The 12,482-nt window shown below is 56.7% G+C and carries 11 protein-coding genes; 8 read left to right on the top strand and 3 right to left on the bottom strand.

Going from position 1 to position 12,482, the window contains the following annotated elements; all coding sequences use genetic code 11:
- Positions 1-8: 8 nt before the first annotated feature.
- The 8 genes from rimP to Q9R35_RS13415 all read left to right on the top strand — a co-directional run bounded on the left by rimP (position 9) and on the right by Q9R35_RS13415 (position 10,155).
- Entirely contained in the window at positions 9-500 is a 492-nt protein-coding gene (gene rimP / locus Q9R35_RS13450) for a ribosome maturation factor RimP (protein ID WP_042484488.1), read from the top strand.
- Positions 497-1,981 carry a transcription termination factor NusA gene (gene nusA / locus Q9R35_RS13445; protein WP_042484214.1) on the top strand — a complete coding sequence of 495 codons (1,485 nt, stop codon included), beginning with the start codon at positions 497-499 and terminating at the stop codon, positions 1,979-1,981. The genes rimP and nusA overlap by 4 nt, the downstream gene beginning before the upstream one ends.
- A gap of 67 nt (positions 1,982-2,048) precedes the next feature.
- Positions 2,049-5,105, top strand: coding sequence for a translation initiation factor IF-2 (gene infB, locus Q9R35_RS13440; RefSeq protein ID WP_311219980.1), 3,057 nt, complete (start codon positions 2,049-2,051; stop codon positions 5,103-5,105).
- A gap of 3 nt (positions 5,106-5,108) precedes the next feature.
- The gene (gene rbfA / locus Q9R35_RS13435) at positions 5,109-5,522 is read left to right on the top strand and encodes a 30S ribosome-binding factor RbfA (protein WP_009457603.1); all 414 of its coding nucleotides are present in this window, start codon (positions 5,109-5,111) and stop codon (positions 5,520-5,522) included.
- Between the two features lie 33 nt (positions 5,523-5,555).
- Positions 5,556-6,308 (top strand): tRNA pseudouridine(55) synthase TruB, encoded by a 753-nt coding sequence (gene truB, locus Q9R35_RS13430; protein ID WP_311219979.1) that lies wholly within the window; start codon positions 5,556-5,558, stop codon positions 6,306-6,308.
- Between the two features lie 3 nt (positions 6,309-6,311).
- Positions 6,312-8,129 (top strand): translational GTPase TypA, encoded by a 1,818-nt coding sequence (typA, locus tag Q9R35_RS13425; RefSeq protein WP_063693561.1) that lies wholly within the window; start codon positions 6,312-6,314, stop codon positions 8,127-8,129.
- A 362-nt stretch (positions 8,130-8,491) separates the two neighbouring features.
- Positions 8,492-9,682 carry an FAD/NAD(P)-binding oxidoreductase gene (locus Q9R35_RS13420; protein WP_042484230.1) on the top strand — a complete coding sequence of 397 codons (1,191 nt, stop codon included), beginning with the start codon at positions 8,492-8,494 and terminating at the stop codon, positions 9,680-9,682.
- 14 nt (positions 9,683-9,696) lie between these two features.
- Positions 9,697-10,155 carry a DUF1641 domain-containing protein gene (locus Q9R35_RS13415; RefSeq protein ID WP_172805346.1) on the top strand — a complete coding sequence of 153 codons (459 nt, stop codon included), beginning with the start codon at positions 9,697-9,699 and terminating at the stop codon, positions 10,153-10,155.
- Between the two features lie 75 nt (positions 10,156-10,230).
- On the opposite strand, the gene hisM is transcribed toward Q9R35_RS13415, so the two are convergent.
- From hisM to Q9R35_RS13400, 3 genes are read right to left on the bottom strand one after another with little or no spacing between them, the layout of a single operon-like run.
- Positions 10,231-10,932, bottom strand: a complete 702-nt coding sequence (hisM, locus tag Q9R35_RS13410; RefSeq protein ID WP_311219978.1) for a histidine ABC transporter permease HisM — start codon at positions 10,930-10,932, stop codon at positions 10,231-10,233.
- Positions 10,932-11,621: an ABC transporter permease gene (locus Q9R35_RS13405; protein ID WP_042484236.1), complete on the bottom strand. Its 690-nt coding sequence runs from the start codon at positions 11,619-11,621 to the stop codon at positions 10,932-10,934. The genes hisM and Q9R35_RS13405 overlap by 1 nt, the downstream gene beginning before the upstream one ends.
- A gap of 16 nt (positions 11,622-11,637) precedes the next feature.
- Positions 11,638-12,432, bottom strand: a complete 795-nt coding sequence (locus tag Q9R35_RS13400) for an ABC transporter substrate-binding protein (RefSeq protein ID WP_042484239.1) — start codon at positions 12,430-12,432, stop codon at positions 11,638-11,640.
- Positions 12,433-12,482 lie beyond the last annotated feature (50 nt).

The raw sequence follows: 12,482 nt of genomic DNA, 5'->3' as shown, positions 1-12,482 counted from the left end.
TGGATTTTATGGCAGACATTCTGGCTTTGGCACAAGAGACCCTGGCGGGTACCGAGTACGAACTGGTGGACGTGGAGCGTGCGCCGCTAGGCTTGTTACGCATCATCATCGATCACCCGGAAGGGGTGCGTATCGAACACTGCGAATGGGTGTCTAAACAATTGTCGCGCGTTTTCGAAGTGGAAAACGTGGACTACAACCGCATGGAAGTGACCTCGCCGGGGGTGGATCGCCCTTTGCTGCGCATTGGCGATTACGTGCGTTTTGCGGGCAGTCGGGTGCAGGTGCGCCTGCACGAAGCACTCGATAATCGGAAAGTGTTTGTGGGTACGCTCCACGCTCCTGAAGGGGCGCTACCGGCTAGTGTTCCGCTGGATACCGTTTTTAGGCTGGAACTGGACGAAGCATCGGGCAAGCTGACGCAGGTCGAATTCACCTATGACCAGGTGGATCGTGCCAAATTGGATCCCGTTCTTGATTTCAAGGGTAAGAAGCGATGAGTCGCGAAATTCTATTGCTGGTCGATGCGCTGGCGCGTGAAAAATCCGTAGCGCGTGATGTCGTGTTCACCGCGCTCGAAAGCGCTTTGGCTTCGGCCATGAAAAAGCGCTTCAAGGAAGATGTCGATATCCGTGTGGAAATCGACAGGGAAACTGGCGCCCACGAAGGGTTCCGGCGCTGGTTGGTCGTGCCTGATGAGGCCGGCCTGCAAGAGCCCGATAAACAGGAAATGTTGTCGGACGCCCAGGAAATCGATCCCGAGCTGCAAGTGGACGATTACATCGAAGAGCCGCTCGAACCTATCGAGTTCGGTCGTATCGGTGCCCAGGCGGCCAAACAGGCCATTTTGCAAAAGATCCGCGACGCCGAGCGTGAACAGGTTCTGAACGACTTCCTGGAGCGTGGTGAAACCATTGTTTCCGGTACGGTCAAGCGCATGGATAAGGGCGATGCCATTATCGAAATGGGCAAGATCGAAGCACGTCTGCCTCGTTCGGAAATGATCCCCAAGGAAAATATCCGCGTGGGCGATCGTGTTCGTGCCTGGGTTCAGAAAGTGGATTACGCAGCACGTGGCCAGCAGGTCATCCTGTCGCGTACTGCGCCTGACTTTATTAAAGAACTGTTCGAGAACGAAGTGCCCGAGATCGAACAGGGTCTGCTGGAAATCAAGGCAGCTGCCCGTGATGCGGGTGTGCGCGCCAAGATCGCCGTTATTGCTTATGACAAGCGCATCGATCCTATCGGTACTTGCGTGGGCATGCGTGGTTCGCGCGTGACTGCGGTGCGCAACGAGCTGGGCGGTGAGCAGGTCGATATCGTGTTGTGGGCGGATGATCCGGCCGAATTTGTGATCGGTGCTCTGGCGCCGGCACACGTCGAATCCATTTTGGTGGACGAAGACAAGCACGCCATGGACGTGGTGGTAGACGAAGAAAACCTGCCCAAGGCGATTGGTTCGCGTGGTCAGAACGTGCGTCTGGCATCGGAGCTGACCGGCTGGCAGATCAACATCATGACACCGGAAGAAAGCCGCAACCGTCAAGACGAAGAGCGCGAAGAATTGCGCGCTACCTTCATGTCCCGTCTGGATGTGGATGAAGCCGTGGCCGATATTCTGATCGACGAAGGGTTTACCGGTCTGGAAGAAATCGCTTATGTGCCCATGCAGGAATTGCAGGACATCGAAGCCTTTGACGAAGAAACCGTCAACGAGCTGCGTGCCCGCGCCCGCAATGCACTGCTGAGCGAGGCCATCGCCAAGGAAGAATTGGTACAGACCGCGGTCAAGGAACTGGCAGGAGTCGAGGGCATGACGCCCGAGCTGATCGCCGTACTGGCCGAAAACGAGATTACAACGCTGGATGAACTGGCGGAACTGGCAACGGACGAGCTGTCCGAGATGACCGGCCTGGCGCAAGATGCGGCCAGCGATCTGATCATGCGTGCCCGTGCCCACTGGTTTGACGACGAGGCCTGATATGTCTAGCTAGGTCCCGCGCGTTGTATTCATTAAGAATAGTTGTAGTAAAGCAAGAGAGAGTCGAATGTCGAGTAACACTGTCGCCCAGTTCGCTCAAGAACTGAAAATGCCTGCGAATGTTCTGCTGGAGCAGTTGCGTAGCGCAGGTATTGAGCTCAAATCAGTTGATGACGCCATCACTGATTCGGATAAGGCGAAGCTGCTTGAATCGTTGCGCCGCTCGCACGGCAGTCAGGAAGGCAACAAGATCACCCTGACTCGCCGTCAAACATCGGAGATCCGTCAGGATGACGGGTCGGGTCGCTCCCGCACGATTCAGGTGGAAACACGCAAAAAACGTGTGTTTGTAAAGCGTGATCCCTCCGAGCTGGTGGCAGAAGCCAATGCGGCATTGGCACAGGAAAATGCAAAGGAGCAAGCTGCTCAGGCCCAGGCGGCCAGTCAGGAAAAACCGGCTGTTGAACAGGCGCCTGCCGCGCCTGTCAGCGAGCCCGTCGCTCCTGTGGCAGCCGCTCCTGAAGCGCCTGTGAAAGAGCAAGCCCCTGTGGAGTCCAAGCCTGAGCCCACGCCAGAGCCTGAACCCGAAGTGGTCGCTGCTCCCGAGCCGACTCCTGTTGCTGAGCCCGCGCCCGAACCTGCTGCTCCTGCAGAGCCCGTTGTGGCTGCCCAGGAAAATACAAAGAAACCCGAGCCTCAGCCTCAGGAACAAGCACCTGCTGCAACGGAACCCTCCGAAGCCGCGGCAGCGCCTGTTCAGGAAAAGGCCGAATCGGCTCCCTCTCCTACGGCCCAAGAAAAGCCCGTGGAACCTACTAAATCTGTAAACGACGCCCGTCAAGCTAACTCTGTGAATAAAAATCAGCACCCTCAAGGGACTAAAACGCCCACTTCGACTGGAAAACCTCGGGATATGGCCGCCACTGGTCAGCGCCGTGCAGTGCGTGGCCCGGTGATTCCGCCTGTTGCCGCCGATGTGGAGCAAGACCAGGATCGTGATCGCGCCCGTAAGGCCGCAGAGGCAGAAGCCGCTGCTTTGCGCGATATGTTGAACCGTCCTCGTAAGGTCTTGCGTGCTCCCGAGCCAGAGGCTGATAGCAAGGCAGGTGCCAAGGGCGCTCAGAAGAAAGACGCCAAAGGCTCGAAAACTGACAAGGCTCCAGGCAAACCCGTCAAGACCGACAGCACGCCTGGCTGGACCAGCGATGCCAGCCGCAAGAAGCAGCCTTCCAAGGCTGATGTGGCTTCCGCCGGTGCCGGTGGTGGTCGCGAAGGCTGGAAGTCCAATGCCAAGGCTGGTCGTGGCAAGGGTGGCCGTGGTGGCCGCAATGCGCAGGCCGAGCGTCGCGAACCGCAAGTGGCAGAATTCATTGCCCGTGAAGTGCACGTGCCTGAAACCATTTCGGTCAGCGATCTGGCTCACCGGATGGCCGTCAAGGCTGCCGAGGTGATCAAGCATCTGATGAAGCTGGGTCAGATGGTTACCATCAACCAGGTGCTGGATCAGGAAACGGCCATGATTCTGGTCGAAGAACTGGGTCACAAGGCAATTGCCGCCAAGCTGGACGATCCTGAAGCCTTCCTGGTGGATACGGATGCCCAGAACGACGCCGAACTGAAGCCCCGCGCGCCAGTGGTAACCGTGATGGGTCACGTTGACCACGGCAAGACCTCGCTGCTGGACTACATCCGTCGCGCCAAGATCGCGTCGGGCGAAGCCGGTGGTATTACGCAGCACATTGGTGCTTACAACGTTAAAACGGATCGCGGCACTGCCACCTTCCTGGATACCCCCGGTCACGAAGCCTTTACGGCCATGCGTGCTCGAGGTACCAAGGCAACAGACATTGTGATTCTGGTGGTGGCCTCCGATGACGGCGTGATGCCTCAGACTCGTGAAGCGATTCACCATGCTCGCGCTGCTGGCGTACCGCTGGTGGTGGCGATCAACAAGATTGATAAACCTGAAGCCAACCCGGAACGCGTCAAGCAGGAACTGGTGGCCGAAGAAGTGGTGCCTGAAGAATACGGTGGCGATGTGCCCTTTATTCCTGTGTCGGCCAAGACCGGCCAGGGCATCGACGAATTGCTGGAAAACGTGCTGCTGCAAGCCGAAATGCTGGAGTTGAAGGCTCCGGTTGACGCACCAGCCAAGGGTACGGTTATTGAAGCCCGTCTGGACAAGGGCCGCGGTCCTGTCGCCACCATCCTGGTTCAAAGCGGTACCTTGAATCGTGGTGACAGCGTGCTGGTTGGCGCTTCCTTCGGTCGCGTTCGCGCCATGCTGAACGAAACCGGCAAGTCGCTGAACTCGGCAGGTCCGTCGATTCCTGTGGAAATTCAGGGTCTGACCGAAGTGCCAGCCGCGGGTGACGAACTGGTTGTGATGGCCGACGAGCGTAAAGCCCGTGAAATCGCTTTGTTCCGTCAAGGCAAGTTCCGTGATGTGAAACTGTCGCGTCAACAGGCCGCCAAGCTGGAGTCTATGTTCGACAACCTGGGCGAAGGCACGCAAACCCTGTCGCTCATCATCAAGACCGACGTGCAAGGTTCGCAAGAAGCGCTGGTGCAGTCGCTGGTCAAGCTGTCTACCGACGAAGTGCGTGTGGTGGTTGTACACGCGGCCGTGGGTGGCATCTCCGAGAGCGATGTCAACCTGGCTATTGCGTCCAACGCGGTGGTGATCGGCTTTAACGTCCGTGCCGAGCAAAGCGCCAAGAAACTGGCCGAAGCCAATGGCATTGACCTGCGTTACTACAACATCATTTACGATGCGGTTGACGAGGTCAAAGCGGCTCTGTCCGGCATGCTGGCTCCCGAGCAGCGCGAAGAAGTCATCGGCATGGTTGAAATTCGTGAAGTCTACAACGTGTCACGTATTGGTAACATCGCCGGGTGTATGGTTACCGAAGGCGTGGTCCGTCGCGACTCGCAAGTTCGCTTGCTGCGCAACAACGTCGTGCACTGGAGTGGCTACCTGGATTCCCTGCGCCGCTTCAAGGACGATGCCAAGGAAGTGCGTTCCGGCTTCGATTGCGGTATCACGCTGCGCGGCAACAACGACATCCAAGTGGGCGACCAGCTTGAGATCTTCGAGATCAAAGAGATCGCCCGGACACTGTAATTTATGGCACGACACAAGTCCAAACCAAACCCAGGGCGCAATCTGCGCCTGGCCGACCAGATCCAGAAGGATCTGGCGGTCCTGATCCAGCGCGAGATCGACATGACCCGCGCTGGTCTGATTACCTTGACCGGCGTGGAATTGTCTCCCGACTACGCTCACGCCAAAGTGTATTACTCGGTGCTGGGCGCCGAGCCTGAAGTCGCCCAGGCGGCTTTGACCGAGAAGGCCGGTTGGTTGCACTCGCTGCTGTTCAAGCTGCTGCATATCCATACCGTTCCTACTCTGCATTTTCATCACGACCGACAGTTGGAACGCGGCATGGAGCTCTCCAAGCTCATCGACAGCGCCAACCAGGCCGATAGCGAATTGACTGGCTCTGCTTCCAAATCGGACGAGCCAGACGAACAGCCCTGACGCGGCTGTTGTTTCTTCACGGATTGACACACGATGGCTACGCGAAAACGCGGGCAGTTGATTGACGGTGTGCTGCTACTGGACAAGTCCGACGGAATGTCCAGCAACCACGCCTTGCAGCGTGCTCGCCGCACTCTGGATGCCCGCAAAGCTGGCCATACTGGAACCCTGGACCCGTTTGCAACGGGCCTGCTGGTTTGCTGTTTTGGCCGGGCTACCAAGATTTCCGCCACGATGCTGGAAGCAGACAAAGCCTATGAAGCTACCTTGCAGTTTGGACAGGAAACCGATTCAGGTGACTTGACCGGCAATGTGGTGTCTCAGGCTCCGGCAGATTTTGCCGGTGTCACCCTCGAGGCGCTGGAAGCAGTACTACCTGCTTTCCGAGGACCCATTACCCAGGTGCCGCCCATGTATTCCGCGCTCAAGCGCGATGGCAAGCCCCTGTATGAATATGCCCGTCAGGGTATAGAGCTGGAACGTGAGGCACGACATCTCGTGATTCACGATTTGCAGGTGCAAGAGTTTACGCCGCAATCGGCGCGTCTGTTTGTACGTTGCAGCAAGGGAACCTATATCCGGACCCTGGCGCAAGACATTGGACGTGCTCTGGGGTGTTTTGCCCATCTGACGGCCTTGCGCCGGACAGAGTTAGGACCTTTTCATATCGACGACGCCTACACCCTGGACGGGTTGCAGGCGATGGAAGACCCGATGTCGGCCTTGCTGGCCATCGAGAGCTTGCCTACCGAGATTTTGCCCAAAAAACTTCAATCAGAAGGATGAGTTATGAGACGCGCATTGCGCAATGTGGCCATTATTGCCCACGTTGACCACGGGAAGACCACCCTGGTCGATCAATTGTTGAGACAGGCAGGTACGTTCCGTGACAACGAACATATCTCCGAACGTGTCATGGACTCGGGCGATATCGAGAAAGAACGCGGTATTACCATTCTGGCGAAGAACTGTGCCGTCGAATACGAAGGCACCCACATCAACATTATCGACACCCCCGGTCACGCCGACTTCGGTGGTGAGGTCGAGCGCGTGCTGTCCATGGTTGACGGCGTGCTGTTGCTGGTGGACGCGGTTGAAGGCCCCATGCCTCAGACCCGTTTCGTGACTCGTAAAGCTCTGGAACTGGGTTTGCGTCCGATTGTGGTGGTCAACAAGGTTGACCGTCCCGGCGCCCGTCCTGACTTCGCGATCAACGCCACGTTCGACCTGTTCGACAAACTGGGCGCGACCGACGAACAGCTGGACTTCCCCATCATTTACGCATCGGGTCTGTCGGGCTACGCCGGTTTGACCGAAGATGTGCGTGAAGGCGACATGCGTCCTTTGTTCGAAGCGATTCTGGAACACGTTCCTCAGCGTGAAGATGACGTCAACGCACCTTTGCAGCTGCAGATCTGTTCCCTGGACTACAGCTCCTATGTGGGCAAGATCGGTGTAGGCCGTGTGAACCGTGGTCGCGTGCGCGCGGCCCAGGACGTGGTCGTGAAATTTGGTCCTGATGGCGAAGTCATCAAGGGCCGCATCAACCAGGTTCTGAAGTTCAAGGGTCTGGAGCGTGTGTCGGTAGATGAAGCCGAGGCCGGCGACATCGTGCTGATCAACGGTATTGAAGAGCTGGGCATTGGTTGCACGGTAACCGATCCTGCTCACCAGGAGGCTTTGCCTTTGCTGCGCATTGACGAGCCTACCCTGACCATGAATTTCATGGTGAACACCTCGCCTCTGGCCGGCCGTGAAGGCAAGTTCGTGACCAGCCGTCAGCTGCGTGACCGTCTGGACCGCGAATTGAAGTCCAACGTGGCTTTGCGTGTGAACGAAACCGACGACGATACCGTGTTTGAAGTGTGCGGTCGCGGTGAGTTGCACCTGACCATTCTGATCGAGAACATGCGTCGTGAAGGCTATGAAATGGCCGTATCGCGTCCACGCGTGCTGATTCGTGAAGAGAACGGCGTCAAGATGGAACCCTACGAGCAACTGACCGTGGACGTCGAAGACGGCCACCAAGGTGGCGTGATGGAAGAACTGGGTCGCCGTCGTGGTGACTTGCAGGATATGGTTGCCGATGGCCGTGGTCGTACACGCCTGGAGTACCGTATTCCCGCCCGTGGCCTGATCGGCTTCCAGGGCGAGTTCATGACGCTGACACGTGGTACCGGCCTGATGAGCCACACCTTTGACGAGTTCCGCCCCATGCGTGAAGGCGCGGTTGGCGAGCGTCGTAACGGCGTGCTGATCAGCCAGGACGACGGTGATGCCGTAGCATACGCCTTGTGGAAACTGCAGGATCGCGGTCGCATGTTCGTGTCTCCCGGTGATGCCTTGTACGAAGGCATGATCATCGGTATTCACAGCCGTGACAATGATCTGGTGGTTAACCCCATCAAGGAAAAGAAACTGACCAACGTGCGTGCTTCCGGCAAGGACGAGCACATTGATCTGGTTCCACCTATCCGCTTGAGCCTGGAATACGCCGTGGACTTCCTGGATGACGATGAGCTGGTTGAAGTGACTCCCAAGTCCATTCGCCTGCGCAAGCGTTACCTGAAAGAACACGAGCGCCGTCGCAGCCAACGCGAAAGTTAATTTTTCGGGTTTAGCGATACGAGAAAACGCCTGCTTGATGCAGGCGTTTTTTTTATTCTATATTGTCTCGGTCAGGTCAGATTTGCAGAAATTATTAAGAAGCTGGGGCGCATGCATAATCGCCCCAGCTTGATTTTTAAAATCAGCAGAGGGTGTGAGATAAATAAAATTGATTAAGCAGCTTATCAAAAAGAGAGCGCTGTTTTAATTTTGGCTTAATACCTGCTTGATACAAACTGGCTGGACACATTACCAAGCTCGCTTTGCGAAGTCTCAGTTATTGCTGTGTATCATCCTGTTTTTACTGGATTTTTGGTGATTCAGGATGCTCTGCGCAGTTTCCCCCATTAAGGAGAATACTGATGGTGCAGCATATTGTGATTGTAGGTGGTGGTATTGGCGGTACGATGACCGCCAATCATCTGGTGACCAAGCTATACCCGGAAATTCGCTCTGGTAAAGTCCGCATTACCATGTTGTCCAATTCCCCCTGGCATTATTACAAGCCCGCTTTTATGTACGTGGCTTTTGATGCTTTTTTCAGGGACGAGCTGCGACGTCCCCAAATTTCCCTTTTACGCCCCGAAATTGATTTCCAGCTGGAGGAAGTCACTGGTTTCGACTTCAAGGCCAGCCGTCTGCACTGCGCCAGCGGCAAGAAGATCGACTATGACTACCTGGTTCTGTCTACCGGCTGCGTCCCCTCACCGGAAAAAATCGAAGGTCTGAAAGAGGGCGGCGATCATTTCTATCAGCATGCGCCCGCGCGCCAATTGGCGGACCGCCTGAGCAAGCTGGAAAAGGGTCGTGTGCTGGTAACGGTGACTTTCCCAAAGACCCATAACGTTCCCCACCAGTGCGGTATCGCGCCGGTAGAAACCACCTTGATGCTGGATGAGTATCTGCGCCGCCGTGGTGTGCGCGACAAGGTGGAGATTGCCTACACCTATCCAACGACCTCTCAGCTTTTGCGCAACTGCCTGTTCATGCAGAACGAGGTGTGTCAGGTTTTGCCGCCCATTTTTGAGGACCGAGACATCAAGCACCAACGCGGCTTTACCTTGAGCCGGGTGGACCCTGAACGCAAGATTGCCTATTCCGAAGAAGGCGCAGAAGAGCCATTCGACCTCCTGATGGCAACTCCTCCCATTACGGCCGTGCCCGCCGTTCGTGACTCGGGAATTTCTCAAGCAGCCGACAACGAAGGCTGGGTACCCACGGATCACCAGACAATGAAAGTGCTGGGCCTGGACAATGTGTATGTACTGGGCGATACGGTGGACTTGCCTATCAGTAAAGCCGGTGGTTCTTGTCACAATCAGTCTCCCGTCGTCGTTAATAACCTGGCCTCGGAGCTGCGTTTTGGACGCACTTGTGACGAATACGATGGCCGGGTGGTGGCGGTGGCACAAATGGGTCTGGAGGGCGGCATGCCGCTCTGGTACGACTACAAGGAGGATGTGCATCCTACGCCGCCCACCAAACTGGGTGGCTTGCTGCGCAAGGGTTTTAACCGGGGTATTTACTGGGCCGTGGCCCGTGGCTTGGTCTAATTCAGGAGAGACAGATGAATTCGGTATCGGATAAATCCTTGAATCCCGGTGATGCGGGCGCTGCTCAGAAGGCCCCTTCCGCCCTGGAAAGCCTGCTGGGAGAAGATCCGGGCATCAAGGGCCTGGATGAGTTGATCGGCAAGATCGAACCCTTGCTGGCGGGTGGTCGTTTGAATCGGGTGGTGGATGCGGTGTCCCTGCTGGCCGATCTGGTCGATATGAGCGACGACTATATGCTTGAAAAGCTCATGAAGGGCTTTGAGGAGGGCGTAGGGGCCGCCTGGTCGGTTGGAAACGCCGCACGTATGGCTGCGGACCAGGTGAGGGCTACGGAGACCACCCCGACCCTGATGGGGCTTATACGCCTGGCCAAGGAGCCGGAAGTGCGACGTGGCCTGACGTTCTTTCTGATGATGGCCGGTGTGATGGGGCGCCAGATGCGCTATCAGAACCTGGACCATATGGGGGATTGATACGGTAGCTGTATCGCTAAAGAAAAATGGGCCGCTTTTGCAAGCAGCCCATTTTTTTGTTCAGTACCTCAGCACTTAGTGATTCAAAAATGCCATCTGGCGCTTTTCCACAATACGGAAGGCACCCACCAAAATAAAGGACACGCACAGGTAAATCAGTGCAGCAATCCCGTAGGAGGTAAAGGTCTGGTACGTGGCCGCATTGGCATCTCGCGCGATCTTGAGCAAGTCAGGAACCGTGGCGGTAAAGGCCAGCGAGGTGGCATGCAGCATCAGCACCACTTCATTGCTGTAAGCAGGCAGGACACGGCGCAGGGCTTGCGGCAGAATCACGCGGCGGTACAAGGTCCAGCCGGACATGCCATAGGCGCGGGCCGACTCGACTTCACCGGGCGGCATGGAGCGGATGGCCCCAGCAAAAATCTCGGTGGTATAGCCCACGGTATTCAAGGTCAGCGCCAGAATCATGCAATTGAAGCCACTCATGAAAAAGGCTTCCAGTGCAGGCACCGACTTGACGATGGCCAGCTTGTACATGGCGGTGTAGATCAAAAGGATCTGCACATACAAGGGAGTGCCACGGAAAAAGTAGGTGAAAGCACCGATAGGGCGCGACAGCCAGGTTTTGCCCGAGACACGGCCAATGGCCATGAAAATCGACAGGAAAAAGCCGATCACGACCGAGATCACCAGCAGCCACAGTGTCATGGCCAGGCCCGAGAGCTGACCATTGCTTTGGTACAGATAGGCGCGCCAGAATTCGTTCAGAACATCCATTAGAACTGCGCTCCTTTCACGCCAATGTTGTAGCGTCGTTCCAGGTAGCCCAGCCCGATATTGCTGACGGCGGTCAGGCCCAGATAGATCAGGGCGGTGATGCCGACAAACAAGAAGGAGTTGAAGGTCGCGTTACCGGCGTTTTGCGCAATCTTGACCACATCGCTCAGGCCGATCAGGGACACCAGCGCGGTGGATTTGAGCAGGATTTGCCAGTTGTTGCCCAGTCCGGGCAATGCGTAGCGCATCATTTGTGGAATCTGGATGCGGTGCAAAACCTGCCAGGCGCTCCAGCCACAGGCCTTGCCGGCTTCCATCTGGCCCTTGGGGATGGCCATCAGGGCACCACGGAAGGTTTCGGCAAAGTAAGCGCCATAAATAAAGCCCAGCGTGACCACACCGGCGCCAAAGGGATCGATCTCGATCATGTCCCATTCCAGCCAGTCAGTCAGCTCGTTCAGCCAGATTTGCAGGCTGAAAAAGAACAGCATCAAGAGCACCAGATCCGGGACGCCCCGGATCAAGGTGGTATACAAACCGCCCACCCAACGCAGCAGCGAGGCGCGGGACAGTTTCATCAGGGCAGCGACCAGACCCAGCACCAGGGAAACCAGCAGTGAGAGCACGGCCAGTTTGATGGTTTCCCAGGTGCCGACCAGCAACTGCGGCCCATAACCGTAAAGCAACATGGTTCAGGTATCCAGGTCAGGGCGCGATGCGAATGTTTTCTTTTTGGAAGTACTTGTCGGCAAAGGTCTGCATGGTGCCATCGGCCTTCATTTCGCGCAGAACTTCATCAACGGTTTTCTTGAGTTTCTTGTTGCCCTTGCGAATGCCCATGGCGATAGGCTCGTTCAGAATTGGGCTGTCGTCCACGGTGCTGCCAGTCAGCTCAAAGTCGGCACCGGCCGGCTTGGTCAAAAAGCCTTCAACGGCGTTCTGGGCTTCCTGGAAGGTGGCGTCCACACGGCCACCGGCCAGATCATTGAACGCGTCGGTGTAGCTGGGGTAGGCCACAATGGTCACACCGTTATTGGCCCAGTTCTGACGCGCATAGGTTTCCATGGTGGTGCCTTGTTGCACGCCGACACGCTTGCCCTTCAGGGATTCGGCGGTGGGTTCCAGGCCGCTGCCTTTGCGCGCAGCCAGGCGAACCGGCACGATGTACATGGGCTCGCTGAAGTCGATCACCTTGGCACGTGCCTCAGTAGCCGTCATGGTGGAGTTGGCCAGATCGAACTTGCGCGCTTGCAGGCCAGGGATCAGGCTGTCAAAGGACTGATCGATCCACACGCACTTGGCGTCCAGGCGCTTACAGATTTCGTTGCCGATGTCGATGTCAAAGCCTTGCAGCTCGCCACTGGGGTCCAGAAACTCGAAGGGGGGGTAGCCCGCTTCAGTGGCAAAACGGATTTCGGACGGCCCGGCTGCATGGGCAGCAGCGGGCACCAAGGCACTGCAAAAAGCCACCATCAGGAGGCGGGCAAGCATTTTGTTCATGTGGAGGACTCCGGCAAATATCGACTAGCTTGTGGCATTCAATACAAATT

Source organism: Alcaligenes sp. AB3, from assembly GCF_031844565.1.
In the GTDB taxonomy this organism is placed as follows: Bacteria; Pseudomonadota; Gammaproteobacteria; order Burkholderiales; family Burkholderiaceae_B; genus Alcaligenes; species Alcaligenes faecalis.
Note: the sequence above shows the minus strand (reverse complement) of the source record. Positions and strands in the feature narration are given on the sequence as shown.